Annotated in this window: 23 protein-coding genes; 11 read left to right on the top strand and 12 right to left on the bottom strand. The window is 65.1% G+C overall.

What is annotated here, in order from left to right; genetic code table 11:
* Positions 1 to 225 precede the first annotated feature (225 nt).
* Positions 226 to 1,263, top strand: a complete 1,038-nt coding sequence (locus GGD61_RS05150; protein WP_183230394.1) for an IS110 family transposase — start codon at positions 226 to 228, stop codon at positions 1,261 to 1,263.
* Positions 1,264 to 1,597: 334 nt separating this feature from the next.
* Here GGD61_RS05150 and GGD61_RS05145 read toward each other — a convergent pair whose 3' ends face one another.
* The 3 genes from GGD61_RS05145 to GGD61_RS05135 are packed head-to-tail and all read right to left on the bottom strand — an operon-like array spanning position 1,598 to position 4,809.
* Positions 1,598 to 2,794 (bottom strand): acyl-CoA dehydrogenase family protein, encoded by a 1,197-nt coding sequence (locus tag GGD61_RS05145; protein ID WP_183230393.1) that lies wholly within the window; start codon positions 2,792 to 2,794, stop codon positions 1,598 to 1,600.
* 15 nt (positions 2,795 to 2,809) lie between these two features.
* Positions 2,810 to 3,949: an acyl-CoA dehydrogenase family protein gene (locus GGD61_RS05140; RefSeq protein ID WP_183230392.1), complete on the bottom strand. Its 1,140-nt coding sequence runs from the start codon at positions 3,947 to 3,949 to the stop codon at positions 2,810 to 2,812.
* Between the two features lie 5 nt (positions 3,950 to 3,954).
* On the bottom strand, positions 3,955 to 4,809 hold the full coding sequence (locus tag GGD61_RS05135; RefSeq protein WP_183230391.1) for an enoyl-CoA hydratase: 855 nt from the start codon (positions 4,807 to 4,809) through the stop codon (positions 3,955 to 3,957).
* Positions 4,810 to 5,079: 270 nt separating this feature from the next.
* Between GGD61_RS05135 and GGD61_RS05130 the strand changes: the two genes are divergently transcribed.
* From GGD61_RS05130 to GGD61_RS05105, 6 genes are all read left to right on the top strand, one after another.
* Positions 5,080 to 5,688, top strand: coding sequence for a LemA family protein (locus tag GGD61_RS05130; RefSeq protein WP_018317247.1), 609 nt, complete (start codon positions 5,080 to 5,082; stop codon positions 5,686 to 5,688).
* A gap of 198 nt (positions 5,689 to 5,886) precedes the next feature.
* Positions 5,887 to 6,783, top strand: a complete 897-nt coding sequence (locus GGD61_RS05125; RefSeq protein ID WP_183230390.1) for a YgcG family protein — start codon at positions 5,887 to 5,889, stop codon at positions 6,781 to 6,783.
* A 5-nt stretch (positions 6,784 to 6,788) separates the two neighbouring features.
* Complete coding sequence (locus tag GGD61_RS05120) at positions 6,789 to 7,286, top strand: TPM domain-containing protein (protein ID WP_183230389.1); 498 nt, start codon at positions 6,789 to 6,791, stop codon at positions 7,284 to 7,286.
* Between the two features lie 302 nt (positions 7,287 to 7,588).
* Entirely contained in the window at positions 7,589 to 8,578 is a 990-nt protein-coding gene (locus tag GGD61_RS05115; protein ID WP_183230513.1) for a hypothetical protein, read from the top strand.
* Positions 8,579 to 8,670: 92 nt separating this feature from the next.
* The gene (locus tag GGD61_RS05110; RefSeq protein ID WP_183230388.1) at positions 8,671 to 10,182 is read left to right on the top strand and encodes a hypothetical protein; all 1,512 of its coding nucleotides are present in this window, start codon (positions 8,671 to 8,673) and stop codon (positions 10,180 to 10,182) included.
* Between the two features lie 25 nt (positions 10,183 to 10,207).
* Positions 10,208 to 10,372 carry a hypothetical protein gene (locus GGD61_RS05105; protein ID WP_018317242.1) on the top strand — a complete coding sequence of 55 codons (165 nt, stop codon included), beginning with the start codon at positions 10,208 to 10,210 and terminating at the stop codon, positions 10,370 to 10,372.
* A 49-nt stretch (positions 10,373 to 10,421) separates the two neighbouring features.
* Here GGD61_RS05105 and GGD61_RS05100 read toward each other — a convergent pair whose 3' ends face one another.
* From GGD61_RS05100 to putA, 3 genes are all read right to left on the bottom strand, one after another.
* Complete coding sequence (locus GGD61_RS05100; protein WP_183230387.1) at positions 10,422 to 11,069, bottom strand: glutathione S-transferase family protein; 648 nt, start codon at positions 11,067 to 11,069, stop codon at positions 10,422 to 10,424.
* A gap of 84 nt (positions 11,070 to 11,153) precedes the next feature.
* The gene (locus tag GGD61_RS05095; protein WP_183230386.1) at positions 11,154 to 12,359 is read right to left on the bottom strand and encodes a CaiB/BaiF CoA-transferase family protein; all 1,206 of its coding nucleotides are present in this window, start codon (positions 12,357 to 12,359) and stop codon (positions 11,154 to 11,156) included.
* Positions 12,360 to 12,693: 334 nt separating this feature from the next.
* Positions 12,694 to 15,693, bottom strand: a complete 3,000-nt coding sequence (putA, locus tag GGD61_RS05090; protein ID WP_092260727.1) for a bifunctional proline dehydrogenase/L-glutamate gamma-semialdehyde dehydrogenase PutA — start codon at positions 15,691 to 15,693, stop codon at positions 12,694 to 12,696.
* Between the two features lie 113 nt (positions 15,694 to 15,806).
* Between putA and GGD61_RS05085 the strand changes: the two genes are divergently transcribed.
* Positions 15,807 to 16,268 (top strand): Lrp/AsnC ligand binding domain-containing protein, encoded by a 462-nt coding sequence (locus tag GGD61_RS05085; protein WP_018317238.1) that lies wholly within the window; start codon positions 15,807 to 15,809, stop codon positions 16,266 to 16,268.
* A 169-nt stretch (positions 16,269 to 16,437) separates the two neighbouring features.
* Here the strand turns inward: GGD61_RS05085 and GGD61_RS05080 are convergent, their stop codons facing one another.
* From GGD61_RS05080 to GGD61_RS05065, 4 genes are all read right to left on the bottom strand, one after another.
* Positions 16,438 to 16,638, bottom strand: a complete 201-nt coding sequence (locus GGD61_RS05080) for a cold-shock protein (RefSeq protein WP_008134691.1) — start codon at positions 16,636 to 16,638, stop codon at positions 16,438 to 16,440.
* A gap of 285 nt (positions 16,639 to 16,923) precedes the next feature.
* Complete coding sequence (locus GGD61_RS05075; protein ID WP_026201815.1) at positions 16,924 to 17,232, bottom strand: sulfite:cytochrome C oxidoreductase subunit B; 309 nt, start codon at positions 17,230 to 17,232, stop codon at positions 16,924 to 16,926.
* Positions 17,233 to 17,244: 12 nt separating this feature from the next.
* Positions 17,245 to 18,444 carry a molybdopterin-dependent oxidoreductase gene (locus GGD61_RS05070; RefSeq protein WP_092260729.1) on the bottom strand — a complete coding sequence of 400 codons (1,200 nt, stop codon included), beginning with the start codon at positions 18,442 to 18,444 and terminating at the stop codon, positions 17,245 to 17,247.
* Between the two features lie 347 nt (positions 18,445 to 18,791).
* On the bottom strand, positions 18,792 to 20,525 hold the full coding sequence (locus GGD61_RS05065; RefSeq protein WP_092260733.1) for an adenylate/guanylate cyclase domain-containing protein: 1,734 nt from the start codon (positions 20,523 to 20,525) through the stop codon (positions 18,792 to 18,794).
* Between the two features lie 300 nt (positions 20,526 to 20,825).
* On the opposite strand from GGD61_RS05065, the gene GGD61_RS05060 reads away from it, so the two are divergent.
* On the top strand, positions 20,826 to 22,433 hold the full coding sequence (locus GGD61_RS05060) for a glycosyltransferase family 39 protein (RefSeq protein ID WP_092260826.1): 1,608 nt from the start codon (positions 20,826 to 20,828) through the stop codon (positions 22,431 to 22,433).
* A gap of 125 nt (positions 22,434 to 22,558) precedes the next feature.
* Here GGD61_RS05060 and GGD61_RS05055 read toward each other — a convergent pair whose 3' ends face one another.
* Both GGD61_RS05055 and GGD61_RS05050 read right to left on the bottom strand, forming a co-directional pair.
* A complete protein-coding gene (locus GGD61_RS05055; protein WP_183230385.1) occupies positions 22,559 to 23,587 on the bottom strand; it encodes a YcjF family protein in 1,029 nt (342 codons plus the stop codon).
* Positions 23,584 to 25,053, bottom strand: a complete 1,470-nt coding sequence (locus GGD61_RS05050; RefSeq protein WP_183230384.1) for a YcjX family protein — start codon at positions 25,051 to 25,053, stop codon at positions 23,584 to 23,586. The genes GGD61_RS05055 and GGD61_RS05050 overlap by 4 nt, the downstream gene beginning before the upstream one ends.
* Positions 25,054 to 25,231: 178 nt before the next feature.
* On the opposite strand from GGD61_RS05050, the gene trhA reads away from it, so the two are divergent.
* A complete protein-coding gene (trhA, locus tag GGD61_RS05045) occupies positions 25,232 to 25,927 on the top strand; it encodes a PAQR family membrane homeostasis protein TrhA (RefSeq protein ID WP_092260740.1) in 696 nt (231 codons plus the stop codon).
* A 54-nt stretch (positions 25,928 to 25,981) separates the two neighbouring features.
* Positions 25,982 to 26,776, top strand: a complete 795-nt coding sequence (locus tag GGD61_RS05040; RefSeq protein WP_018317230.1) for an SDR family oxidoreductase — start codon at positions 25,982 to 25,984, stop codon at positions 26,774 to 26,776.
* Positions 26,777 to 26,930: the final 154 nt, after the last annotated feature.

Genomic DNA, 26,930 nt, shown 5'->3' with positions numbered 1-26,930 from the left:
CGAGTTATTGCGCTAGCTGCTGCCACACACTCCGCTGTCGTCCCGGACAAGCGCGCCCAAGCGCGCGCCGATCCGGGACCCATCACCACAGGGAGGAGTTTGGCGCAAAACTGGTAACTCCGAGTCCCCGCAACCACATCTCCCTGTGGTTATGGGGTGGACGGCCCCCTACGGCATCAGTGTGCCAGAATGAGGTTGTCACACACCCATTCACAGGAGCCGTCCGTGAGCCAGATTATCCGTATCGGGATGGATACGTCGAAGTATATTTTCCAACTGCATGGCGTCGATGCGTCGGAACAGGTGGTGCTGCGCAAACGGCTCAGCCGGAAGGCGATGCTGGAGTTTTTTGCCAAGCTGCCGCCGACGGTGATCGTGATCGAGGCTTGCGGCGCAGCCCACCATTTGGCGCGCGAGCTTGGAAGGTCGGGACACACGGTCAAGCTAATTGCGCCGCAGCTGGTGAAGCCCTACGTGCCGCGCAACAAGAACGATGGGCGCGATGCGGAAGGGCTGTGCGAGGCGGCGAGCCGGCCTCGGATGCGGTATGTGCCGGTAAAGACGGTCGATCAGCAAGCCGCACTGATGCTGCTGGGCGTCCGCGAGCAACTGGTTACGCGTCGCACGCAGCTCTCCAATACGATCCGCGGGCATGCGGCCGAGTTCGGTCTGATCTCGGCCAAGGGGCTGGACAAGCTCGCCACGTTCCTGGGGGCGATTGGGCAAGACGAACGCGTGCCGGAGCTGGCCCGCGAGCTGTTTGCGATGCTGGCTCGCCAATATGAACAGGTGCAGGTCGAGCTGAAGGCGATCGAGGCCAGGCTGCTTGCCTGGCACCGGGCCGATGCCACGAGCCGGCGATTGGCGCAGATCCCGGGGATCGGTCCGGTCACGGCGGCGGCGCTGGTGATGAAGGCGCCAGACCCGCATGCCTTCCGCTCAGGAAGGCTGTTTGCGGCCTGGCTCGGCCTGACGCCCAAGGACCATTCCACCGCGGGAAAGACCCGGCTCGGCAAGATAACGCGTGCAGGTGATGAGAGGCTACGTCAGCTGCTGGTGGTCGGAGCGACCTCGGTCGTGAAGATGGCCAAAACCCGCGATCGCGGGCCTCGCTGGCTGATCGAGCTGTTGAAGCGCAAGACACCCAAGCTTGCCGCAGTGGCGCTGGCCAACAAAATGGCTCGCATCGCCTGGAAGCTGATGACCACTGGAGAAAGCTACGAGAGTGCGCGGATCGATGCCACCACGGCAACCGCCGCCTAGCTGAGAGATTTGGCCGGCCGGCGGCTGAGCCCACCGGCCGAACCGGAGCTGCAAGAGCAGAGAAGATGGAATGATCGGTCGACCCGAGACGCGAGCAAATCCGTGGGACCCATTGGCTGTACAAAGGCCGCTGCGGTGATTGGAACTCGTGTTGCGGAAACCATCTTGGCCAGCAGCGAACAAGCTGCACCCAACAGGCCGCACATATGGATGCAAGCGATCCGGTCAAACCTCTCAAAGCTCTTGTGCCACGGGGGCCGTCCACATATGGGTCCCGCCTTCGCGGGGACGACAGCGGAGGATGCCGCGCCAATTCGAGCTGAAGTCATAGATCTCAAATCCCCAGCATCATCTTCGCAATAATGTCGCGCTGGATCTCCGAGGTGCCGCCGAAGATGGTGTAGGCGCGGCCGTTGAGATATTCCGGCACCATTGTCAGCACCTCCTCCGGCGTCGCCGGCTCGTGATTGAGCTTGTAGAGCGGGCGCATCGGCTCGACGGCGAGGGCGTCGTGGCCGATGACGTCGACGCCGAGCCGCGTCACGGCCTGGCGGATTTCGCTGTTGCGCAGCTTCAGGATCGACGACACCGCGCCGGGGTTTTGTCCGGTCTGCAGCGCGGAGAGCACGCGCAGCTCAGTCATTTCAAGCGCGTCGATATCGACTTCCACCTCCGAGATGCGCGCGGCGATATCGGGACTGTCGATGGCGCGGCCGGTCAGGTCGGACTCGGCGAGGTCGGCGATCGCCTTCAAGCCCTCGCGCAGCTTGGCCGAGGCAATGCCCGAGCCGCGCTCGAACTCGAGCAGATATTTGCCGTAGGTCCAACCCTTGCCTTCCTCGCCGACCCGGTTGGCCACGGGCACGCGGACGTCGTCGAAGAACACCTGGTTGACCTCGTGGTCGCCGCCGATGGTGAGGATGGGACGCGTGGTGATGCCAGGCGTCTTCATGTCGATCAGGATGAAGCTGATGCCGTCCTGCTGCCGCGGCCCGTCGCTGGTGCGCACCAGCGCGAACATGCGATTGGCGTGATGCGCATGCGTGGTCCAGATTTTTGTGCCGTTGATGATGTAATCGTCGCCGTCGCGCACCGCGCGCGTCTTCAGCGAAGAGAGGTCGGAGCCGGAGCCCGGCTCGGAATAGCCCTGGCACCAATAATCCTCGCCGGAGAGAATCCGCGGCAGGTAGAAGTTCTTCTGCTCGGGCGAGCCGAAGCCGATGATGACCGGCCCGACCATCTTCACGCCCATGACATTCACATTGGGCACGCCGGCCCGCGCGGACTCCGTCTCGAAGATCCAGCGCTGCGCCGGCGTCCAGGCCGGTCCGCCATGTTCGACCGGCCAGCCCGGTGCGCCCCAGCCCTGCCTGTGTAGCGCGCGCTGCCAGGCCATGCCGATATCAGGGTCGGAGAACACCGAGGGCGTCAGCGCGGTCGCGCGCTTCATCTCCTCGGTGAGATTCTTGGCAATGAAGCTGCGTACCTCGTCCTGGAAGGCGCGCTCTTCGGCATTGAACGACAGGTCCATGAGGCTCTCCCGGTATCAGGCCTTGCGGCCAAGTTCGGCGTGACGGGCATAGTGGTGCGCGCTGCCGCCGAACAGCGTGTCGAAGGCGACGAGGCGCTTGAAATAGGCGCCGACCTCGAGCTCCTCGGTGACGCCCATGCCGCCGTGGAGCTGGATCGACTGCTCGCCGACGAAGCGCGCGCATTTGCCGATCTTGGCTTTGGCGCCGGACGCGGCCCGTGCCCGCTCGACTGGCGCGGCATCTGCCTTGAGCGCAGCGCGCAGTGCCATCGAGCGCGCCTCGTCGACCTGCATCGCCATGTCGGCGAGGCGATGGCGGATCACCTGGTTGGCCGACAGCGGCCGTCCGAACTGCTTTCGGATCTTGGTGTATTCGAGCGTGGTGTCCAGCAGCGTCTGCATGATGCCGACGGCTTCCGCACCGAGCGCAGCCATGGCGCAGTCGACAGCCCATTCGATGGCCGGCAGTGCCTCGTGACCGTCGCCGAGCAGGGCGTCCTCGGGCAGATGCACGTCGCATAGCTCGAGGTTGCAGGCGCGCCCGCCGCCGAGGCGCGGAAAGTCGCTGACGACGAGGCCAGGCGTCGTCGCGGGCACGAGGAACAGGCCGGTCCGTCCCGAAGGCCTCTGATGATCATGAATGTGCGCGGAGACGATGATCTCATCGGCGGCATGGCCGTCGAGCACGGCGATCTTGCTGCCGGCAAGGCGCCAGCCCTGCGCGGTCCGGTCGGCGGCGGTTGCGACCTTGGCGAGATCGAACCTCGCCGCGCGCTCGGAATGCGCAAACGCAAGCTTCAAGGATCCATCCGCGATCTTCGGCAGGCTCTCCTGCTTCTGCTCATTGGTGCCGCATCTGGCGATCAGTGCGGCTCCCAGCACCACGGTCGCGACATAGGGCTCCGATACCAGCCCACGGCCGAACGCCTCCATCAGGATGCCGATCTCGACCGCGCCGCCGCCAAGGCCGCCGAACTCTTCCGCAATCGGCAGCGCCAGCCAGCCGAGCTCGGCGAACTGCTTCCACACCTCCGGGCTAAAGCCGAGCGGATCGTTCGCCATCTTGCGGCGGTGATCGGCATCGTAGCTTCCGGCCACGAAGCGCTCCGCGCTCTCGCGCAGCAGCCTTTGTTCGTCGCTGAGATTGAGATCCATCGCAATTACTCCGCGGCCGCCGGCGACTTGCGCACGGAGGGATGCAGGCCCGAGGGATCGACGATCATGCCGAACTCCTGAAGATTGTGGGCGTGGCAGAGCTGATGCAGCGCAAAGGCCTGGTCGATTGCGGCGGGCTGGCCCATCACATCGACCGAGCGGTTCACCGCTTCCTTGGTCATCTTCAGCGCGAAGGCCGGCTTTGCCGCAATCCTGCGCGCCAGCTCCAGCGTGCGCGCAGAAAGCTCCGCGCGCGGCACGACCTGATTGACCATGCCGAGCTGATGCGCCACTTCGGCGTTCCAATTGTCGGCAGTGAACAGGAACTCCTTGGCCTTGCGCGCGCCGAGCTCCCAGGGGTGCACGAACCATTCGACGCCGCAGACGCCCATGGTCACAACGGGATCGCAGAACTGCGCATCGTCGCTGGCCATGATGAGGTCGCAGGCCCAGGCCAGCATCAGCCCGCCGGCGATACACTTGCCGTGCACCTCGGCAATGGTCGGTTTTGCGAGATTGCGCCAGCGCCGGGTGATCTGGAGATAGATTTCCTGCTCGCGCGCGAAGCGGCCATGGGCATTCGGCTCGGCAAAGCCGCCCCAATTTCCGATCGGTGGAAAATCGACGCCGGCGGTATTCTTGCTGCCGGGACGCAGGTCATGGCCGGAGGAGAAGTGCGGACCGTTGCCGGCGAGGATGATCACCTTGACCGTATCGTCCTGCACCGCCGCGTCGAAGGCGGCGTTGAGGTCGTAGGTCATTTGCAGGTTCTGCGCGTTACGCGCTTCTGGCCGGTTCATCACGATCCGGGTGATCGCCGGATCCGGCCTCTCCACGAGGATGGTCTCGAACGAGGTCATCGCGTTTCCCCCGGTGTTCTGTCTTATCGTTTCGTCGAGTTGACTATGTCGGTCAGGGATAGGCAAGAGGCTTGCGTCAGTCGGCTGAGGTGCGCTCATCCGGCGCAGTCATTCCGGGATGGTCCGAAGGACCAGACTTGGAATCTCGAGATTTTCAGGTGCGCAAGGGCGCACCATGGCTCGCTTCGCGCCCCGGAATGAACCCGAAAAGCTGGTACCGCGTTATCGCTATCTGATATTGAGTTACAGGATTCCACCGGGAGAAATTTAATGCGCAAGATCCTGACCGTGCTGGCGGCGCTGGCCTCGCTGAGTCTCACCAATTGCGGCTACAACGCGATCCAGAGCGAGGACGAGCAGATCAAGTCCAACTGGTCCGAGGTCGTGAACCAGTATCAGCGCCGCGCCGATCTCGTGCCCAATCTCGTCAACTCGGTGAAGGGCTTCGCCCAGCAGGAGAAGGATGTGCTGCTGGGCGTCACCAATGCGCGCGCCAAGGTCGGCAGCATCCAGGCGACGCCCGAGGTGCTGAACGATCCAGCCGCCTTCCAGAAGTTCCAGGCCGCGCAGGGCGAGCTCTCCAGCGCGCTGTCGCGGCTGCTGGTCGTCACCGAGAACTACCCGCAGCTCAAGTCGGACGCACTGTTCAAGGATTTGATGTCGCAGCTCGAGGGCACCGAGAACCGCATCACGGTGGCGCGCAACCGTTACATCAAGGCGGTGCAGGATTATAACGTCACCATCCGCTCGTTCCCGAGCAACCTCACCGCGATGATGTTCGGCTACAAGGAGAAGCCGAACTTCTCGGTCGCCAACGAGAAGGAAATCTCGACCGCGCCGAAGGTCGATTTCAACCCGGCGCCGGCACCGTCGAAGTAAGCGCCCCAGATCCCGATGCGCGCCACGCCCTCTGCCGTCATTCCCCGCGAAGGCGGGGAATCCAGTACGCCGCGGCCTCTCCCTAGGCCTCTGGCGTCTCTGGAATACTGGATCGCCCGGTCCCGGCTACGCCAAGGGCTTCGCCGGGCACAGCGGTATTGGGCCGGCGAAGCGTCAGCGAAGACGGCAAGCCGGGCGATGACACTGAGTGTGCGGCGCGCGGTTTTCGTTGCGACGCTCGTCCTCGCCTTCGCGCTCCCCGCCTCAGCCGACGTCGCCATCCCCGAGCTCACCGGCCGCGTGGTCGACCAGACCGGGACGCTGTCCAGCAGCAACGTCGCCGCGTTGTCGCAAAGGCTGCGCGACTTCGAGACGCGCAAGGGCAGCCAGATCGCCGTCCTGATCGTGCCGACCACGCAGCCGGAGACGATCGAGCAATTCTCGATCCGCGTTGCGGAGGCCTGGAAGATCGGTCGCAAGAAGGTCGACGACGGCGCGATCCTCGTCGTCGCCAAGAATGACCGGCATTTGCGCATCGAGGTCGGCTATGGCCTCGAAGGCGCGCTCACCGACGTCACCTCGCGGCGGATCATCGATGAGATCATTACACCGAAATTCCGGGCAGGCGATTTCGGCGGCGGCATCTCGGATGGCGTCGATCGCATGATCCGGGTCATCGACGGCGAGCCGCTGCCGGTTCCGTCACCCACGGTGAGCTTCGGTCATCTGGATGACCTCGCGCCGGTCTTCATCGTGACGCTGTTCGCCTCGATCGGGGTCGGCGGGTTCTTCCGGGCCATGCTGGGGCGGCTGCTCGGATCCCTGGTGACCGGCGGCATCATCGCAGGGCTGACCTGGCTCATTCTCGGCTCCTTCGCGCTCGCCATCGCTGTCGGAGTCCTGGGCTTCATCATCGGGTTCGTCGCCGATCTGTTTTCGGCGATCATGCCGGCCACTGGCCGTTCGCGCGGCGGCTCGTGGTCGAGCGGCTCTTCGTCGGGTGGCTGGAGCAGCGGGTCGTCTTCCAGTGACAGCGGCAGCTTCAGCGGCGGTGGCGGCAGTTTCGGCGGCGGCGGCGCCTCGGGGAGCTGGTAGCGGTCATGAGCATCAAGCGCATTGCCAGACATCTCGTGCAGCATCATTGGCGCGCAAAGCAGATCTTTCCGCCGGCCGTGCTCGCCCGCATCGAGCAGGCGATCAAGCAGGGCGAGACCACCCATTCCGGCCAGGTCCGCTTCGTGGTCGAAGGCGCACTCGACGGCGCGCCGCTGTTCCGCAACCAGCCGGCCCGCGAGCGCGCCCTCGACGTGTTCGCGCACCAGCGCATCTGGGACACCGCACACAACAACGGTGTCCTGATCTATCTCCTGCTCGCCGACCGTGACGTCGAGATCGTGGCCGACCGCGGCATCCACGCCAAGGTTGGTGCCGAAGGATGGGAAAGCATCTGCCGCGCGATGGAGGCGGAGTTCGGCTCCGGCCAGTTCGAGCGCGGCGTCATCGCCGGCATCACGGCGGTGTCGCGCGAACTGGCGCGGCATTTTCCGCCCGGCGCATCGCATGCGAACGAGCTGCCGGATGCGCCGGTCGTGATGTGACGGACTGTGATGTGTGACGACGCACCTGCGGCGCGCTCCACTCTCTCTCCGTCGTCCTTCGAGGCTCGCTGCGCTCGCACCTCAGACGGTAGCGACTAAGGCGCTCATTCCGCGGCCGTTCATCTTCACCCGATTACGAATTGTTTGACGCCCGCCACACCGGTTCCACTTTCCCGGCCAAATTCGGCCCCGGATAACTTCCTAAAATTTCGGTAAGCGGGTCCGCAGGTAAGGATTTCGCAAGCAATGAAAGTTACCAAAAGGTCAACCCAGACTGGAGTATTTGAGCCGTGAGCGAACCAATGCCCGAGCAGGCTGCCCAGGACACCGGCGTCGTCGAAGCTGCGGCGACCGCGCCGCAGGCCGTCGAGGCCGCTGGGATCGAGGCTCCCTCGATTGCCCCGGACCATGAGGCGCCGCCCAAACCTGATCCGGTCAAGCCCGATCCGATCAAGGTCGAGCCGCCAAAGATCGAGGCGTCGCGGATCGAGGTGCCGAAGCTCGAAGCCAAAGCCGAAGCCAAGCCCGAGCCAAAGCCCGGCAAGCTGATCGTCATGGCGCCGTCGGAACGCTCCTGGGACCGTGAGGATTTTGCCCCGCATGTGAAGGCGGAGGAGCCGCGCGAGACCGGCAGCAAGCGCCGCCTGTCGGCGATGGCCGCGGTGGTGGCGATCGCGGCGAGCGTCGGCGCCATCAGCGGCGCGCTCGCAACTGCCGGCATGATGCATTTCGCCGCCCCGGCCCAAGTGCCGGTGCAGGTCGCCGACACCAGCGCGCTGGATGCTTCGGTCGCCCGGATCGATGCCGACCTCGTCGCGCTCAAGGCCAATGTCGAGCACAGCTCGAAAACCGGCGTCACCCAGTTCAACCGGGCCAATGACCGCCTCGACAAGCTCGAGAAGGCGCAGGCCGAGCCGATGGCCAAAATCGCAAAGCTGTCCGAGACCGTCGACAAGCTCCGCGCCACGCCTCCCGCCGCCCCCGCGCAGGCCGCAGCAGCGGTGCCCAAGGAGACCACCGGCTCGATCGCGCCGACCCAGGTTGCGACCGCCGCGGCCGCACCGGCCCCAGTGGCTGCCGCGCCCAAGACCGAGGTCGGCCGCCTGCCGACGGTCGAAGGCTGGCGGCTGCGCAACGCCGCCAATGGCGGTGCGCTGATCGAGGGCCGCGACGGGCTTTACGAGGTCTATCCTGGCGATCCCATTCCCGGCCTCGGCCGCGTCGATGCGATCCGTCGCCAGGACGGCCGCTGGGTGGTCGTCACCAGCAAGGGCCTGATCGTCGCGCGCTGAGCGGCCCAGATACGACTTTCGAAAGGCGCTTCACCACCATGTGAAGCGCCTTTTTGCTTGAATAGGCGGACCGCTGCGGTGTTACCTCAGGCATGAGCCGCGCGTTGCGAATTCTCCTTGCTGCCGCCGTCTTGTTTGGCGGCACCGCCGCGCTATCGGCCGCGGAGACCGCGCCGCTGACGCGCGGCACCGCCATCACCGATCCCGATCTCCTGCGCAGGCTCGATGAGGGCAACGCTCTCACGCTCCAGCGCCTGTTGGCACCGGAGCGCAAGGCGGATGGGCCGCTGACGACCGACCGGCTGTTTTCAGAGCTGTCCCAGCTCAAGGACATTCCGCCGGCGATCGATGCGGAGGTCGACCGCTACGTCAAAGGGCAAAAGGCGGCCTATCCGAGCGAGACCATCGGCGTCGGCGAGGGCTTTGACGTCCAGCTGTTCGATCGGGCCGTGCTGAATTCTCGCGACACGCGCTTCGTGCTGGCCGGCATCGTCAACCGCATGGACCGCGCCTACGCCTCGGAGGAGTCCTGCGGCGAGATCCGGCTGCTCTATCGGCTGGCGCGTTTCGACGGCACAACCGCGACGCGGCTGCCGATGACGCTCAATCTGGTGATGAAGGCACGGGATGCGCGCCAGACGGACGCGAACGGCAAGCCGATCAGCTGCGCTGAACTCGCGCGGCGCTGGCTCGACAACGGCAATTGGCAGGAGCTGATCGGCAGCCGGGACGACGCCATGCTCGATCGCATCGAGACCAACATCCAGCTCTCGGTCGCGGCGAAGTCGGCGCTGCATGATTTCCGCTCCGACTATCTGCTCAAGGTGTTCAAGTACAATTCCGCCACGAAGGCCTTCGAGGAATCGACGCTGGAGAACCAGATCGACCGCGACCGGATCATGGCTGACGATGCGCTTCGGCGCGACTTCAAGGATTGGCTGCTCGCACCCGAACATCTTCGCGAGTTCGATCGTGGCACCGTGCTGATCCCCGAGAAATTCCTGGCCAGGAGTGCGGTGGTGCCGACGCCGGCCGGGCTCGATGCATCAGTGCTGCAGCCGGAGTTCGGCATGATGCAGGCTGAAGGGGAGGGCCAAGCGGTCTTCACCGACAACGACGTGGTCGGTGCGTTGAAGCAGGCGGCCGCGCGCGGCGACCTGCAGAACATCCGCTCGGTCGCGGGCTTCCAGCGCCGTCTCAACGACGTCACCTGCTCAGGCTGCCACCAGACCCGCGGCATCGGCGGCTTTCACTTTCCGGGCGTCGATTGGCTGGCGGACAAGCCGTCGAACTCCGCCATCGTGCCGGCCTCGCCACACTTTCTCGGTGACCAGCCTCGCCGCCGCGACATCCTGACCGCATTCGCCGCGGGCAAACGCCCTGATTTCTCACGCGGATTTGCCAGCCGGCCGCAGACCCGCGGCAGCCGGGAGCTCGCCGGGAGCGAGTATCAGGACGGCTGGGGCGCGCATTGTTCCCTGCAGGAGGCGGGATCGGGAACGCGAGATGAGAGTTTTACGTCATGGAGCTGTGCTAACGGTCTCACCTGTCAGGCCGCCGCGGCCTCGCGCCGCATCGGCATGTGCTTCATCAAGACGCGTTGAGCCCGCAAAGCGATTTGGATGATTCATGACGAATACTGGCGACGCCAACAAGGAGCGCAATCGCGAGATTGCGCGCAATGAGGAAGTCAAGCAGGTCACCGGCAGCGCCCGCGTCAGCATCTGGGCGATCGCGATGGCCGTGATCGTCGGCGGCATCCTGTTCACGCTCGGCTGGCTGTCGTTGAGGTAGTTTCCCTTCCCCTCTCCCCGCAAGCGGGGAGAGGGGAAAGAAGGAGTCTTCACTTCGCGTAGTTCGTCATCCGCTTGCCCGGCAGCAGCTCATACGCCGGCTTCCAGCCAGGTAGCGCGGCCATGCGGCCGAGCCAGGCGTGGATGGCCGGATGGCTCGCCGCGAAATCGAAGCCGTGCTCGTCGCTCGGATAATGCAGATAGGCCATCATCGAGATATCAGCGACCGTCGGCTTTGCGCCGATCGCGAATTCGTTGTGCTGGAGATGGCCGTCGAGGATGCCGAGGAAATCTTCCAGCCGGCGGCGAAAGTGCTTCAGCACCTGCGGGTCGTTCTTCTCGGTGAAGGCGCGCATGAAGCGATAGGTCGCCATGTAGCCGGTGAGCTTGTGGTTGTCCCAGAACAGCCAGCGCAGCAGCTCGAACTTCTCGTCCTCCGTGTCGGCACCGAAACGCCCATATTGCTCGGCGAGCTTCAAGAGCAGCGGCGCGGTCTGCGTCATCTTCACGCCGTCGACTTCGAGCACCGGAATCTCGCCCATCTCGTTGACGGCCTTGCGCCATTCCGCCGTGCGCGTGACGCCGCCGCCGAAATCGGTCCAGACCGGCTCGAACCTCTCGCCGCAAAGCGTCAGCATCAGCGCCAGCTTGTAGCTGTTGCCGGATTCGGGGAAGTAGTGCAGGCGGTAGCTGGGCATGGGACCTCGCGGCGTTGTTTTGCCGGTAGCTTATAGCGAGATCGCCCGGCATCGTCATTGCGAGTATGTAGCGCTAGCGCGCTCCTATCCCACCGCCCCCGATCCGCGCAACTGCTTGATCGCCGCTTCGTCGTATCCCGCCTCGCGCAAAATCTCGTCACTGTGCTCGCCCACAGCGGGCGGCTTGCGCGGCTGGACCTTCTTGGTGCCGTCGATCCAGATCGGGCTGGAGATGGTGAGCATGGTGTCGTTCTCGAACGGCACCAGCACCTCGTTGTCGAGCATCTGCTTGTCGTTGGGGATGTCGTCCAGGATGGCGACGACGCCGAACACGAGGCCGTTGCCGTCGAGAATCTTGCGCCATTCGGCCAGGTCCCTGGTCGCGAAGGTCTCGTCGAAGATCTTGATCAGCTCCACCGAGCGGGCGTGACGGTCGGGTTTGGTGGCGAAGCGCGGATCGGTGATGAGGTCTTCGCGCCCCAGGCACTTCGCCAGTGTCGGAAACTGCTTCTCTTCGCTCAGCAGCGACAGGATCAGCCAGCGGCCGTCCTTGCATTGATAGTGGTTGGCGACAGCGTTCAGCGCGCGCTCGCGCGGACGCCGCTCGCCGAACTTGGCGCCGCAGAGCTTTGCCTGCGCCAGCACGCTCGCGGCCCACACCCCGTTCGCCATCAGATTGGAGGCGACGTGGGAGCCCTTGCCGGTCTTCTCGCGCTGATAGAGCGCGGTGACGATGGCGCCGTAGAACGCCATCGCGCAGGGATGGTCGCCCATGCCGGCGACCGAGCGGGCCGGCGTGGTGTCGGTGTCGGCGCGGACCAGGTCCATCAGGCCGGAGCGCGCCCAATAGGCATTGCTGTCGAAGCCGGGCTTGTTGGCCTCTTCGCCCTTCTCGCCATAGCCGGTGAAGGAGGCGTAGATCAGCCGGTCGTTGAGATGGGCGAGGTGATCGTGGGTGATGCCGAGCTTGGCGCGCACCGGCGGCGGCATGTTGGTGATGAAGACGTCGGCCTCTGCGACCAGCTTGTAGAGCACGGCCTGCGCTTCCGGCTTGGCGAGGTCGAGCGCGATGCTCTTCTTGTTGCGGGCCTCCAGCAGCCAGGCGAAATTGTGCTCGCCGGTGGGATAGCCAGGTAGGTTCGGCAGATTGCGGTAGGGATCGCCGGCGCCGGGCGGCTCGATCTTGATGACATCGGCGCCGAAATCCGACAGCACGGTCGCGGCCGCGGGCGCTGCGATAAAGCTCGCGCAGTCCAAAACCTTCAGGCCCGCAAAAATGCCTTTTTCCATCGCGGCGTTGCTCCCTCGCTCTTGTCGTTTCCCGCGCGCTGGAATTGGCGCGGGCAGGTGATGGAGCAATTAGACTGATGTTTTGCCGGGATGCAACGGCGCCCGGCGCAGGGCCCATTGCGGCGGTCGGCGTGCGTCCGGTGGGCGCTAATTCCATCCCCGTCACCCTGAGGTGAACGCTTCTTCAGCGGCCCTCGAAGGGCGACGGCCCGGCTGTATCGGGGCCGTTCATCCTTCGAGGCTCCCGGCGCGATGCCTGGCATCGCGCTACTCGCGCCTCAGGATGACGGAACTGCTATTGCGATACTGTGAGATCCGAAGCCGGACTTGCCGCTCACTCCTCCCCCGCAAGCAACGCCGCGTTGCCGCCCGCCGCGGCCGTGTTGATCGTCACGGTCTGCTCGGTCGCGAAGCGGGCGAGGTAGTGCGGGCCGCCGGCCTTGGGGCCGGTTCCGGACAGGCCGTTGCCGCCGAACGGCTGCACGCCGACGACGGCGCCGATCATGTTGCGGTTGACGTAGATGTTGCCGACCTGCACGCGGTCGATGATGGCTTCGATGGTGTCGTCGATGCGGGAATGGACGCCGAGGGTGAGCCCGTAGCCGGAGCGCTCGATCGCCTGCAGCACGCGTTCAAGATTTTCGGCACGGTAGCGCACGACGTGGAGGATCGGGCCGAACACCTCCTCGGTGAGCTGGCCGGCGTCCCTGAGCTCGAAGATGTGCGGTGCCACGAAGCAGCCTCGCGGCGCCGTGCCTGCAAAATGCAGCTTCGCCTCACTCTTCATCCGCGCAATATGGGCAACGAGGCGCTGCTTGGCCTCCGCGTCGATCACAGGGCCGACATGGGTCGCGGCGTCACAGGGATCGCCGATTTTCAACTCGCGCGCGGCGCCTGCGATCATCTCGATCATGCGGTCGGCGACGTCCTCTTGCACGAACAAGAGCCGCAGCGCCGAGCAACGCTGGCCGGCGGAGCGGAACGCCGAGGTGACGACGTCGTCGGCGACCTGCTCGGGCAGCGCGGTTGCATCCGCGATCATGGCATTGATGCCGCCGGTCTCCGCGATCAGCGGCACGATCGGCCCATCCTTGGCGGCGAGCGTCCGGTTGATGCTGCGGGCGACCTCGGTCGAGCCGGTGAAGACGACGCCGGCGATATCGGCGTGCGCGGTCAGTGCGGCACCGATGCGGCCGTCGCCGACAACGAGATGCAGGGCATCTTTCGGGATGCCGGCTTCGTGCAGCAGGGCGACAGCCTCGCGCGCGATGCGCGGGGTCTGCTCGGCGGGCTTTGCCACAACGCTGTTGCCAGCCATCAGCGCCGCCGTGACCTGGCCGAGGAAGATCGCCAGCGGAAAATTCCACGGCGAGATCGCGACGAAGACGCCGCGGCCGCGCATCGCGAGCGCGTTGCTCTCACCGGTCGGGCCCGGCATCGCGGCATCACCGCCAAACAGCTTGCGGCCTTGCGCAGCATAATAGCGGCAGAAATCGGCGGCCTCGCGCAGCTCCGACAGCGAATCGTCGAGCGTCTTGCCGCCCTCGCTTTGCAGCAGCGCGATGAAGCGGGCGCTGCGGCTCTCCAGGAGATGCGCGGCTTGCTCCAGCGCCGCCGCGCGCGTGGCCGCCGGCGTCCGGCTCCAGGCGGCGAAGCCAGCGCGTACCGCGGCCACCGCCGCATTGGCTTGATCCGGAGTGGCGTCCGCAATCGGCTCGAGATCGGTCGCTTCCGCTTTGACGTCAGCGAGCAAATGATCGAGCGCGACGCGCGCGCCGAATTCGACGCCGCGCGAATTGCGCCGCTCCGGCGCGAAAAGATCGGCCGGCAACGGGATTTTCGGATGCGCCGCCGCTTGCGGCCGGACGATGGCGTCCGCCGGACGCTGCAACAGCGCCGTAACAGGCACGCGATAATCCGCGGCCTGCGCCACGAACGAGGAGTTGGCGCCGTTCTCCAGCAGACGCCGCACCAGATAGGCGAGCAGGTCCCGATGGCTGCCGACCGGGGCATAGGTGCGGTAGGCAGTCTCGGGATGATCCTTGGCAAGCTGCTCGTACAGCGCTTCGCCCATGCCGTGCAGGCGCTGGAATTCGAACCCGCCGCTCTTTCCGGCGAGTTCCAGCACGGTCGCGACCGTCAGCGCATTGTGGGTAGCGAATTGCGGGAAGATGCGCGGCCGCAAGCTCAAAAGCTTCGTCGCGCAGGCGACGTAGTTCAGATCCGTCATCGCCTTGCGCGTGAACACGGGATACCCGTCGAGCCCGCGTTCCTGCGCGCGCTTGATCTCGGTGTCCCAATAGGCGCCCTTGACCAGCCGCACCATCAGCCTGCGGTCATGCGCGCGGGCGAGCGCGTCGGCATAGTCGATCACCGCGCTGGCGCGCTTCTGATAGGCTTGGATTGCGAGGCCAAATCCGTCCCAGCCGGCCAGCGAGGGATCGGCGAGCGTTGCCGCGATCACGTCGAGCGACAGCTCCAGCCGGTCGGCCTCCTCGGCATCGACGGTGAAGTTGAGGTCATGTGCCTTGGCGCGCTGCGCGAGATCGAGCAGCAGCGGCACCAGTTCGGCCATCACGCGCTCGTGGCTGATCGCCTCGAAGCGCGGATGCAGTGCCGAGAGCTTGACCGAGATGCCGGGCCTGTCGGGCAGGGGATGGGGACCCGCAGCCTTGCCGATCGTCTCGATCGCACTCGCATAGGCATCGAAGTAACGCTTGGCATCCGCCGCCGTGCGCGCGCCTTCGCCGAGCATGTCGAAGGAATAGCGCGGCTTCTGGCCGGAGCGCGGCTTGCCCCGCTCCAGCGCCTGCTCGATGGTCTCGCCCAGCACGAAATGATTGCCCATCAGCCGCATCGCCTGGCGCGTGGCGGTGCGCACCGCCGGCGCGCCCAGCCGCTTGACGAGGCGGCCGATGGTGCCGTCGGGCGTCTCGCCGGGCTGGATCACCCGCGCCGACAGGCCGAGCGCCCAGGCCGAGGCGTTGACCAGGAACGCGGTGGACTTGGTCTCGTGGTGGATGAAGTCGCCCTCGCCGAGCTTGTCCTCGATGAACTGGTCGGCAGTGCGCGCATCCGGCACGCGCAGCAGTGCCTCCGCCAGCACCATCAGTGCGAGCCCTTCCTTGGTCGAGAGCGCAAACTCCCGCAGCATGTCCTCGACCCCACCGAGCCGGTCGTCGCGCTTGCGGATCGCCTCGATCAGCCGCGTCGCAGTGCGGTCGATCCGGGCTTCCTGTGGCGGGGACAGATGCGACGCCGGCAACAGCCGCGCGGCGATCTCGGCATCATCGGGCGCATAGGCGGCGGTGAAGGGCGGTGGGATGTTCGGCATGGCGTGTCCTGTGGCTCAATCCAGGATAAGGCTCGCATGACCGTAGTTCGATAGACAATCTAGCCGATTTGCCTTAGAAAATGAAGATCGGAAGCGATCTGACCTGATAAATTATGGAACTCGATCGAATCGACCGGAAGATCCTCTCGATTTTGCAGGAGGATGGGCGCATCGCCAATGTCGAGCTTGCCGAGCGCATCGGGCTGTCGCCGACTTCGATCGGCGAACGGCTGAAGCGCTTGCAGCGCGAGGGCTTTGTCGAAGGCTATGGCGCGCGGCTCAACCCGCATCGGCTCGGCCTCGGTTTGTTAGTGTTCGTCGAGGTGCTGCTCGACAAGACCACGCCGGACAATTTCGAACGTTTTGCGCGCGCGGTGAAACTCGCGCCCGAGGTGCTGGAGTGTCACATGGTTGCCGGGGGCTTCGACTATCTTGTGAAGGCGCGGCTAGCCGACATGGCGGCGTATCGACGCTTCCTCGGCGAGACCCTGCTGTCGATGCCGGGCGTGCGCGAGACGCGGACCTATGCGGTGATGGAGGAGATCAAGCGCGACGCACCGTTACCGGTGGGCTGACGAAGTGCCGTCGCGATTGTCATTGCTGAGGCGTTGAACGAGCGGTCCTCGCGGGAAATAGCTCTCCGTGTGCAGTCGCAACGCCTGTCGTCGAATGCACTGGCCGTCTTCTAAAATTTTCTTGGCCCGGCTCCCGGAAGGGTCCGGGAGGCAGCAAAAGCTGGCGGGCTTATACTTTGAGGTTCTCTGCGGAGGTCTTGCCCCGGTTTGCGATCTCTTCGTATTCCACCGTCTGTCCTTCGTTCAGGGACGACAGACCGGCTTTCTGCACTGCCGAGATATGCACGAACACATCCTTGCCGCCCGACGCAGGCTGGATAAATCCATAACCCTTCGTCGGGTTGAACCACTTGACCGTACCTTTAGCCATCACGACTTCTCCGCGGGTCTTCCTCCGAGATCTCGAACCGCCAGTCCCCGCCAACCGGCCGGTTCGGTCCTAACAGGATACGCGGAATGTGGCCGGCTTGGTAGCTCAAACCACATCGGCCTTTTGCCGAATTCCGCTCAACTTCGCGGCGTTTTTGCCGGTTTTGCCCGTTTCGCGGTCAAATGGCCGGAGCGCGGCGGATGTACTGTAGACAGGAGGAGCGAGCAGCCACTCTTCCTTACCCTCCCCCTCCAGGGGAGGGTAAAGAGAAAACGCTCCGGTCCTTCAATACGTCGCGGCCAGGTAATCGACGATCTTGCCGACATCGGCATCGTCGATCGGCGCGCCATAGACCTTGATCATCTTGGTCACCTCGGCCTGCCAGAAGCCTTTCTTGTCCTTCATCGGCGGCTGCGTCTTGATGTAGTCGGCCGAGTGGCAGGCGCTGCAATTGCCCTGGACCACTTCGAGATTGGGCCCGGGCTTGAATGCGGCGACCTCGTCCGGAAGCTGGTAGTTGACGGGGGCCGCGGTCACGGCGCCGAGACCGGTGGCGAGGGCGAGCGTGATAGCGAGGAGAACGGTGCGCTGCATGGTCATTCTCCCTCAGGCCACGGTAACGCGGACGGTTTCGACGACGTTGCGTAGATAACCCGCCGGGTTCCAGCGCGGCGTATCCGGCTGCGTCTCGCCGCCATTGCCGGTGGCACGCACCTTGAGCTCAACGCTGCCTGCCGCGAGCTTCACCGGCAGCTTCCATTCACGGAACGAATATTTGCCGAGATCCTTGCCGAGCTTGGCGCTCGTCCAGGTCTTGCCGCCGTCGGTGGAGACCTGGACCTCCTTGATGCCCTTGCCGCCGTCGAAGGCGATGCCGCGCAGGGTCGTAGCTCCGGCCTTCAGCTTGGCGCCATCAGGCACGCTGGTGATGAAGGAGCGGATGGTGAAGCGGTTGATAGGGATCGTCGCCTTCGGCGTAGTGCCGGGCTCGATCGCGTTATCAGGCGTATCCGGAATGCGATAGGCCGACTTCATCCAGAAGCCTTCATAGACGTTGTCGATGACGGTGATCTCGTTGAGGTGCTTGACCCAGTAGGTGCCGTAATAGCCCGGCACGATCAGGCGCAGCGGGAAGCCGTTGAGGAAAGGCAAATCTTCGCCGTTCATGCCATAGGCCAGCATCACCTCACCGTCTCTGGCGTGATCGATGTCGAGTGCCTTGACGAAGTCAGGCGTCTTGTCGCTGACCGGCCCGTCCATGCCGTTGAAGGTGACCTGCTTGGCGCCGCTCTGCACACCGGCCATCTCCAGCACCGCTTTCAGCGGCACGCCGCGCCAGCGCGCATTGCCCATCGCTCCGTTGGCGAGCTGGCCGCCGGCAACGCGCGGCTCGAAGAAGCCGCGGCTGTTGCCGGAGCACTGGTTGACGGCGACGATCTCGGTCGCCTTCATCTTCCTGATGTCTTTCAGCGAAAGTTTCAGCGGCTTGTCGACCTTGCCCTTGACCTCGAGCGTGAACTTGTCGGGGTCGAGATTGTAGGGCAGGTCCGAGAGGTGATAGCGCACGAAGAACGCATTGTTTGGCGTGATCGGGCCGTCGTTGAAGATCGCGAACGGCGTCTCGAGCTGCGGCGGCCGGCTGGTGAGCCCAATCATCGCTCGCTTCTGCGGATATTTCACCAGCGGCCGTTCGCCATTGGCGAAGGGCAGGGTCACGGTATCGAGTGCCAGTGCCCTGGTGGAATTCAGTGTGGCGGCGAGTGTGGCAAGCCCCGCTCGTTTGAGCAGGTCGCGTCGATCGAACATCTGGTCCCCTCCCGGAGCTTTTCGTTGGCTTGTGGTCATCACCGCGAGCCGCGCTCATCTGTCGCAACGATTTGAACGAAGTCAATTCGTGCTTTCGCAGCAGGCCCATGCCGCTGCGTTGCAGCACGCCGGTGTTACGTGGACGATTTTGGTTGTCTCAATGTCGCCGCGCGCTCGCTGCACCTCTCCCGCTTGCGGGAGAGGTCGCGCCCGGGCGATGCGAAGCATCGTCGCGCGCGCGGGTGAGGCTTTTCTCCTGTAGGGGAGTGTCCCATTGCGGAGACACCCTCTCCCCAACCCTCCCCCGCAAGCGGGGGAGGGAGCGCATCGCCTCCGTCGCTCACAAATCACGCTGCGACGCGCTCGGTTCGATCGACCAGCGCCGTCAGCTCCCGCGCATCCGCGACGACCCGCACCGCCATCGGCTCGTCGCGGCCGCGGATCGCGACCTCCTGTTGCGGCAGCGTATCGTCGGCGAGGCCCGCCGTGCTGCGGATTTCGTCCGAGACGATCGCCTCGCAGGCCAGCGTCTTGGTCATGTCCTGCAGCCGGGCGGCGACGTTGACGGCATCGCCCAGCGCCGTGAAGACGATGTGATCGCGATAGCCGATGTCGCCGATGATGACCTCGCCGCCGTGAATGCCGATGCCGAAGCGGATCGGCTGGCGCAGATCATGGCTCAACAGCTGGTTCAGTTCGTCGATATGCGTGGCGATGCCGCTGGCAGCCTTCAGCGCCTGCCGGCAGGCGGTTTGCGGATCGGCCGTGAGCCCGAACAGCGCCAGCATGCCGTCGCCGACGAACTGGTTCGGCTGGCCACCATTCTCGATCACGGCCTGCGACACCGCGCCGAGGAAGCGGTTGACGATGAAGACGGTGTCGAACGGCAGCCGCTTCTCGGCGAGCTGGGTCGAGCCGCGCATGTCCACGAACAGGCTGACGAGATAGCGCTCCTGGCCGATCCTAGCCGGCGCCGAGGCCTGCGCGTTGGCCGACGACGTTTGCGGGGTGAACAGCTGGAAGAAGGAGAGATCCGACGTCGGCCGCAGCTGGCAGGCCAGCCTGATCGAGGGGTCGTTGGTGCCGACGCGGGTCAGCACGAAGGCCTCGCGCTGCGACGGCTCGGGCAGGACCCCATGATCGCCGATGACACGGATGCGGCAGGTCGAGCAGCGGGCGCGGCCGCCGCAGACGCTGGCATGCGGCAGATTATGGCGCAGGCTCGCTTCCAGCACGGAGAGGCCCTTGGGAACCCGCACCGTCCTGCCATTGCCGTAGGACAGCGCGATCATGCCGCCGCGCCGCTCGCGCCAGGCCCGCACGCCGCGTGCCGCCAGCGCCAGGCCAAGCAGCCCAAAATAGGTGATGGTGAAGGCGCCGGTGATGCGATCGAGCGTGTTGCCTTCCGCGACCGTGCCGACCTGGCGTCGGGTGAGATTGTGCGTCCGCCATTCCCCGTCATCGGCCTCGATCGCGACGCTGCGGCCGCCCTGGTAGATGCCGAGCAGCGACAGCGTCGGGACCAGCACCGCGGCGGCGAGCAGATAGGGCGCGGCGCGTGTGAAGAACGGCTTGAGGCGGAGCCAGAAATAGATTCCGATGCAGCCGTGCACCCAGGCAATGAGCAGCAGGATCGTCATCTGCCAGAGCCGGCCGGGCGCTGCGACGAAGAACAGATAGAGCTCCTGCGGATAGAGCTTCTGGTGATCGTACAGCGTATAGCCGAGCCGCACCCCGACCACGTGCGCCATGACCAGTGCGGGGATGCTGAGGCCCAGCACGAGCTGCAGCGGCTCGATCGTCCGCCAGCGGAACTGCCGGCGCTGGTACAGCGCATAGATGCCGAGCCCCATATGGGTGAGCGCGGCGGTGTAGAACACGATCGAGACGGGGAGAAATTGCCAGAAGGCGGTGTGGTAGTAGACCCCAGCCTCCATGGCCTCGACCGAGATATTGCCGAGCGCGTGGTTGAGGAAATGGCTGATCACATAACAGAACAGGATCACGCCGCAGACGAGCCGCACCTGCCGCACGCTGGTCCCGCGGACGAGTTCGGAGATGGATGCAGCAGCGGTGCCCATGATTCGGTTGTATCAGTTCATGAAGGAGAACAGCCAGCGTAGCGTTTAATTCCCGATGTGGACAGGTTGCGGGATCACATGCGCGGCAAAGGTTACGAATTCGTAGGGTGGGCAAAGGCGCGCCCTTGCGCGCCGTGCCCACCGTTTTTCTATCATATCCTGCTGGTGGGCACGCTTCGCTTTGCCCACCCTACGGCGTCCGCGTTGAGGCTGGGATCGCCGCTTGCCCATCCCCCCGCATTGACTCCCCCTCCCAGGTTGGCGAAAAGCGCGGCCGTGACGACAGCCCCTGACATCACCATGCCCTCTGGCGGCGCCTCGCGCCGTCCCCTCGTCATGGCCGTAGCGATCATCGCCGCAATGACGCTGCTGCGCATCGTCTACGCCTCCGCCATCGAGCTGCGCACCGACGAGGCCTATTATTGGACCTGGTCGAAGGAGGGGGCGCTGAGCTTCCTCGATCATCCCCCGGGCATCGCCTGGCTGATCCGTTTCGGAACCGCGAACTTCGGCGACACCACGCTCGGGGTCCGCTTCGGCGGCATCGTCGCGATGCTCGTCACGCAGCTGCTGCTCGCCGACATTGTCCGCCGCCTCACCCATGATGTGCGCGCCGTATTGTTCGCGGTGCTGATGCCGGAAGCTGCACTTTACTACGGCCTGCTGATGGCCAAGGTGGCGCCCGATGTCGCCATGATCCCGTTCGCGGTGGCGATGATGTGGTCGCTGGTGCGGCTGGCGCAGAGCGGCGACGGACGCTGGTGGCTTGCGGCCGGTCTGTTCGCCGGCCTCTCGATGCTGTCGAAATTCACCGCGATCATGTTCGCCCCGGCGGTTGCCGCTTTTCTGCTGGTACCGGATTGGCGCTGGCGCTGGCTGCGCAGCCCCTATCCTTATCTCGCGGTGCTGGTCGCAATCGCCGTGTTCTCGCCGGTGCTGATCTGGAACGCGCAGCACGATTGGGCCTCGTTTCGTTTCCAGGGCGTACGCGCCACCGCCAATTACGGCATCTCGCTGCGGACCATCGGTGACTTCATCGGCCTGCAGTTCGGTCTGGTCGGCTTCGTCATGCTGCCGGTGGTGCTGACCGGCCTGGTGCTGACGGCATGGCGCGGCTATCGCACGCGCGAGCCCGTTGGAATTCTCTTGTCGACGGCGGTGCTGGTGCCGTTCGCCTATTTCCTCTTTAAGTCGACCACGCTTCGGGTCGGCGACACCTGGCCGATGTTCATGTGGCCGGTCGGCTTCGCCGCCGCGGCCGTGAACCTCGCGGCGATGATGAAGGAGGATTGGTCGCCACGCATGCTGAGGTCGTCGCTGTTCTGGGCCAAGACCGCTGTCGTCTCCGGCATCGCCTTCGTCGTGATCGTGTTCCTTTATTACGTCGCCGCGCCCTGGAATCTGCTCGGCAAGATCGACCCGATCGGCGCGGAAGCCGGCTACGAGCAGGTCGCCGCGCGCGCGCAGGCCGCGCTCGACGAAACAGGCGCGACCTGGATCGCGACCACGGACTATCGCACCTATGCCATGATGCGCTGGCTGTTCCGGGGCCGCGTGCCCGTCATCGAGATCAACGAGCGCGGCCGCTTCCAGGATTTCCGCGATCCCGGCATGGACCGGATCAAGGGCCATGCCGGCATCTATGTCGGCCGCGAGCCGGACAATCGGTCTTCGTTGTGGGAGAACATCCCGGCGAAGCGCGAGCATCTCGGCGAAGTCGAGCGCCGCTGGCGCGGTGTTCTCGCGGATACCTACGTGATCGAGAAGCTCACCGATTGGACGCCGGAGTTGTCACCGCCGAAGGATTCGCCGCTGTTTTGGTGGAAGGTGCTGGCGGGGGAGTTTGAAAAGCGGGAGCGCGCAGCGCGAGCGGTGTGGGGTGATTTCTCCACACGGGCAGTATCGTAGGGTGGGCAAAGCGAAGCGTGCCCACGCATCTTTGCGATCGAGAGAGATGGTGGGCACGGCGCAAGCGCGCCTTTGCCCACCCTACGATTCCGGTCTTGCGGAGAGAGCCCTCACCCGTCTTGCCGCTACTCCTCCTCGTCCTTCTTCCGCAGCAGATCCGTCGCGAGGTCCGACAGCTTCGGCGGCGGCAATGCCGCAAACGGCAGCGGCCTTGTGACGGCGATTGCCGCCAGTCCCAGCCGTGCCGTCAGCAATCCGTTCAGCACGCCTTCGCCCAAGCGCTGCGACAGCTTTGCCGCGATACCGTGGCCGAGCATCTGCTGCACCAGGCTGTCGCTCGCGGCCATGCCGCCGGTGATGGCGAGATGGGCGATGACGTGGCGGAGCAGGCGGATCATGCCGAGCGCGCCGGGGCGGCCGCCGTAGAGATAAGCGAGCTGGCGGATCAGGCGCAGTGCGGCGACGAACACGAACAGCACATCGATCGCGGCGCGGGGCGAGACTGCGGTCACGATCGAAACCTTTTGCGCCGCCGACGATACCAGCCGCCGTGCCTCCGCATCCAGCGGCGACATCAGCTCGCGCTCGGCGAGCCGGATCATGTCGGCGCCGTCGATGATCTCGCCGGTGTGACTCTCCAGCGTCGCGCGGGCGCGTGCGAGCTGCGGGTTCTGGTGCGCGATCTTGAGCAGATCCTGGACGATGACGCGGCTTTCCTTGCGGTCGTCGCTGGCGAGCACAGCGGCGGCGCGCGCATGCAACTGCTCGATCGTCGCCAGCCGCGCCAGGCCGAGTGCCTCGCGGCCGATCACCACCGCAAGCGCCAGCGCGGTGACGAGCGCAAAGGCGAGACCGAGGTAGCCGAGCGTTTCGCTGCGCGCGAACAGGTCCTCGATCAGATGCACCACGCCGAGCCCGGTGCCGAGCAGCGTCAGCCCGGCGAGGCCTGACCAGAACAGCGTACCCCAGGGAAGTCCGCGCCGCGCCGGCCGCGCGGCCTCGATCGGCACCGGCAGCGCCTGCGGATCGTGCTCCGGCGTGATCTGGATCGTGGCGCGGCCAAGCCGTGCCGTCTCGTCGGCTTCGGTGACGACGACGCCGGGATCGTCGAGCCGGAACGTTGCCGGCCGCCGTGGCTTCGATCGGTCGTTCATGCGAGCTTGTCTCCGATCAGGAACTGCAAGGCACGGTCGAGGCGAATGTGAGGCAGCGTCGGCGGCTCGGTGCCCTCGCGGTCGAGTGTGGGCGGACGGAAGCGCAGGAAGCGGAAATCGCTTGTCCCGGCGGTCTCGGTTGCGAGGCCGCGGAACGCGGCATTGCCGTTGAACAGCGGCTCGGGATCCAGCGGCAAATCGCCCGGAAAGGTCGCTACTTCCGTGTTGCCGTCGAAGAATTCACCGCCGGCGCTTTCGCCCGCGGCCGGTGTTCCCAGGATCGACGGCAATTTGTCGCGGCCGTGCGCGACTTGGGCTTCTCGTGTGGCACGTACCGCGGCGAGCGCCACCACGTCGATCGCCGCGCCGGTATTTTCCGCGCGCGCAACGGCGCCCGAGACGGCGCGGCGCAGCACGGCCTCGAGCCGGTCGTGGCTGGAATGGTGCAGATGATCGGCCTTGGTCGCCGCGAACAGGATGCGGTCGATGCGCGGGCGGAACAGGCTGGAGAGAAACGTGCTGCGGCCGATGTTGAAGCAATCGAGAATGCCGGCGAGGGCGGCTTCGAGATCGTGCAGCGCCTCGGGTCCGGAGTTGAACGCGGACAGTGCGTCGGCCAGCACGATCTGGCGATCGAGCCGGGCAAAATGATCCCTGAAGAACGGCCGCACCACGACGTCCTTGTAGGCCTCGAAGCGGCGCACCATCATCGCCCACAGCGATCCCTCCGGCGCCTGCCCGCCGATCGGCACGTCGAGCGGCGCGAAGGTCAGTGCCGGGGAGCCTGCGAGATTGCCGGGCATCAGGAAGCGGCCGGGCGGCAACAGGCTCATCGCAAAGCGCTCGTCGCGGCAGGCGCGCAAATAGTCGGTGAAGAGGCTTGCGGCCGTCAGCGTCGCCTGCTCGTCCTCGCGTGCGTCGGGCTTGAGCGTTGCCAGATGCGCGTGCCATTCGCTGGCGAGAGGAGCGCGCGGCGCCTCGCGCGACAGCGCAAGGCTCTCCGCCGACCATTGCTCAAAGCTCTTCTGCAGCAGCGGCAGGTCGAGCAACCACTCGCCGGGATAGTCGACGATGTCGAGGGTCAGCGTGCGATCGGCGCCGTTCGGGCGCTGATAGTCGATGACGAGCCTGAGCTCGCTGATGTCGACGGTCGAGTTCGGCCAGCGTCGCTCCTCGACCAGCGCGCGCAGATGGCTCTCATATGCAAAACGCGGCACGGCATCGTCGGGCTGCGGCGCCAGATGCGCGCGCGCGATCCGGCCCGAGGCGTAAGCGTCGAACACCGGAAAGCGGCCGCCGCGGGTGAGGCCGTGGATCAGCGCGGTGATGAACACGGTCTTGCCGGCCCGCGACAGGCCGGTAACGCCTAACCGCACCGTCGGGTTGAAGAAGTGCTCGCCATAGTCGATCAGCGCCTGCGCGGACAAGCGCGCTTCTTCGACCATATCCTGGAAACTGAATGCCATATGAACGTTAATGGATCGGGGGCGGCGGGACTGTGTGACCGATCACAAAAGTGGCAATTGCGTGAAGAAAATCAAGCTCCATACTTCCACCGTCTTTGTCGGAAAATCAGCCGTTTGAACGACGCGCCGATCCCGAAAGACCCATACAAGAGGACATTGCCTCATCTTGCGGATTGCCATGACCGTCTTCCAACTGAAAGAATTCGCATCCACCTCCGTCCACGCCGCAGCCGACGTGATCGGCTGGAATTACGACCGCGCCGAGCTGATCGCCGACGGCGTCATCCACGCGATCGGCGTCCTCTTCGGCCTCATCGCCGCGACCGTGCTGGTGGTGCTGACGGTGGTCTATGCCAATACGATCGACATCGTCGGCGTCTCGATCTACGTCGCCGGCCTGCTCTCGATGCTGGTGCTGTCGGCAACTTATAATCTCTGGCCGGTGTCGCCAGCCAAATGGCTGCTGCGGCGGTTCGACCACTCCGCGATCTATCTGCTGATCGCGGCGACCTATACGCCGTTCATCCTAGAGGTGAAGGACAGTGGATTCGCGCTGGTGCTGCTCGCCGGCGTCTGGTGTGTCGCCATCCTCGGCATCGTGCTGAAGCTCTTTTATCCCGGCCGGTTCGACCGCGTCTCGGTCGGCATCTATCTCGCGATGGGCTGGAGCGGCGTGATGCTCTACGACGCCGTGGTCCGGGCGCTGCCCGCGCTGGTGCTGGGCTTCATCCTTGCGGGCGGACTGCTCTACAGCTTTGGCGTGATCTTCCATGCCTGGCGGCGGCTGCGCTTTCAGAATGCGATCTGGCACGGCTTTGTGTTGGCCGGCGCGGCGTGCCATTATACTGCGGTGCTCGACCTCATGTTGAGCTGAGCAAGACCCAAAGGGGTCTTCCAGGAAGCGGTATAAGACAAGAGGAGACGTCGCATGCAGGTGACCGGCAAGGTCGTGGTCGTCACGGGCGGCGCAAACGGCATCGGCAAGGCGCTGTGCGAGGCGTTTTACAATGCGGGCGCAGCCAAGGTCGTCGTCGCGGATATGGACGCCGCCAATGCGAGGGCGGTCGCGGCCATGGTGGATGGCGCGGCTTTCAAATGCGATGTCGCGCAGGAGAAAGACATCTCGCACGTCATCGAGGAGACCGAGCGGCAGTTCGGCCCCATCGCCCTGTTCTGCTCCAATGCCGGCATCGGCGGCGGCTTCGATCCGATGTCGGTTAATGCCGGCGGCGCCTCGGATGAACCGTGGCAGCGCAGCTGGGCGATCCACGTCATGGCCCATGTCTATGCGGCGCGGCATCTGATCCCGCGCATGAAGGCGCGCGGTGGCGGCTATTTCCTCAACACCATCTCGGCCGCGGGCCTGCTGTCGCAGGTCGGCAGCCCGGCTTATTCCACCACCAAGCACGCCGCGGTCGGCTTTGCCGAGAATCTCGCAATCTCGCACAAGGCCGACAACATCAAGGTCTCGATCCTCTGCCCGCAGGGCGTCGACACCAACATGCTGCGCTCGATCCCGAAGGGCCCGCAATCCGGTGACGGCGATCTCACGCCGGAGCAGGTGGCGAAAGACGTGCTCGCCGGCCTCGAGCAGGAGACGTTCCTGATCCTGCCGCATCCGCAAGTGCTCGGCTATATGCGCAAGAAGACCGAGAATTACGATCGCTGGATCGGCGGCATGGCCAAGATCCAGGCGAAGATGCGGGAGGAGTTCGGGAAGTAGCCGTGATGTCGGTGCGATTGAGGCACACTCGCGCCAAACACTCGCTGTCGTCCCTGCGAAAGCAGGGACCCATAACCACAGGGAGAAGTTTGGCGAAGACTGGTAGATGTTCTTGCGCGCGGTACTGACACCTGCGCTTTACGGATAAATCACG

The organism is Bradyrhizobium sp. SBR1B, assembly GCF_014198205.1.
In the GTDB taxonomy this organism is placed as follows: Bacteria; Pseudomonadota; Alphaproteobacteria; order Rhizobiales; family Xanthobacteraceae; genus Bradyrhizobium.
This window is presented reverse-complemented; position numbering and strand designations above follow the sequence as displayed.

Excerpts from the sequence above, each read along its gene's own strand:
- GGD61_RS05130 (WP_018317247.1), top strand. The coding sequence starts at position 5,080 with ATGCGCAAGATCCTGACCGTGCTGGCGGCGCTGGCCTCGCTGAGTCTC.
- GGD61_RS05085 (WP_018317238.1), top strand. The coding sequence starts at position 15,807 with ATGGAACTCGATCGAATCGACCGGAAGATCCTCTCGATTTTGCAGGAG.
- GGD61_RS05080 (WP_008134691.1), bottom strand. The coding sequence starts at position 16,638 with ATGGCTAAAGGTACGGTCAAGTGGTTCAACCCGACGAAGGGTTATGGA.
- GGD61_RS05125 (WP_183230390.1), top strand. The coding sequence starts at position 5,887 with ATGACACTGAGTGTGCGGCGCGCGGTTTTCGTTGCGACGCTCGTCCTC.
- GGD61_RS05135 (WP_183230391.1), bottom strand. The coding sequence starts at position 4,809 with ATGACCTCGTTCGAGACCATCCTCGTGGAGAGGCCGGATCCGGCGATC.
- GGD61_RS05140 (WP_183230392.1), bottom strand. The coding sequence starts at position 3,949 with ATGGATCTCAATCTCAGCGACGAACAAAGGCTGCTGCGCGAGAGCGCG.
- putA (WP_092260727.1), bottom strand. The coding sequence starts at position 15,693 with ATGCCGAACATCCCACCGCCCTTCACCGCCGCCTATGCGCCCGATGAT.
- GGD61_RS05070 (WP_092260729.1), bottom strand. The coding sequence starts at position 18,444 with ATGTTCGATCGACGCGACCTGCTCAAACGAGCGGGGCTTGCCACACTC.
- GGD61_RS05105 (WP_018317242.1), top strand. The coding sequence starts at position 10,208 with ATGACGAATACTGGCGACGCCAACAAGGAGCGCAATCGCGAGATTGCG.
- GGD61_RS05055 (WP_183230385.1), bottom strand. The coding sequence starts at position 23,587 with ATGAACGACCGATCGAAGCCACGGCGGCCGGCAACGTTCCGGCTCGAC.
- GGD61_RS05115 (WP_183230513.1), top strand. The coding sequence starts at position 7,589 with ATGCCCGAGCAGGCTGCCCAGGACACCGGCGTCGTCGAAGCTGCGGCG.
- GGD61_RS05120 (WP_183230389.1), top strand. The coding sequence starts at position 6,789 with ATGAGCATCAAGCGCATTGCCAGACATCTCGTGCAGCATCATTGGCGC.
- GGD61_RS05065 (WP_092260733.1), bottom strand. The coding sequence starts at position 20,525 with ATGGGCACCGCTGCTGCATCCATCTCCGAACTCGTCCGCGGGACCAGC.
- GGD61_RS05040 (WP_018317230.1), top strand. The coding sequence starts at position 25,982 with ATGCAGGTGACCGGCAAGGTCGTGGTCGTCACGGGCGGCGCAAACGGC.
- GGD61_RS05100 (WP_183230387.1), bottom strand. The coding sequence starts at position 11,069 with ATGCCCAGCTACCGCCTGCACTACTTCCCCGAATCCGGCAACAGCTAC.
- GGD61_RS05075 (WP_026201815.1), bottom strand. The coding sequence starts at position 17,232 with ATGCAGCGCACCGTTCTCCTCGCTATCACGCTCGCCCTCGCCACCGGT.
- GGD61_RS05050 (WP_183230384.1), bottom strand. The coding sequence starts at position 25,053 with ATGGCATTCAGTTTCCAGGATATGGTCGAAGAAGCGCGCTTGTCCGCG.
- GGD61_RS05110 (WP_183230388.1), top strand. The coding sequence starts at position 8,671 with ATGAGCCGCGCGTTGCGAATTCTCCTTGCTGCCGCCGTCTTGTTTGGC.
- GGD61_RS05145 (WP_183230393.1), bottom strand. The coding sequence starts at position 2,794 with ATGGACCTGTCGTTCAATGCCGAAGAGCGCGCCTTCCAGGACGAGGTA.
- GGD61_RS05095 (WP_183230386.1), bottom strand. The coding sequence starts at position 12,359 with ATGGAAAAAGGCATTTTTGCGGGCCTGAAGGTTTTGGACTGCGCGAGC.
- GGD61_RS05060 (WP_092260826.1), top strand. The coding sequence starts at position 20,826 with ATGCCCTCTGGCGGCGCCTCGCGCCGTCCCCTCGTCATGGCCGTAGCG.
- trhA (WP_092260740.1), top strand. The coding sequence starts at position 25,232 with ATGACCGTCTTCCAACTGAAAGAATTCGCATCCACCTCCGTCCACGCC.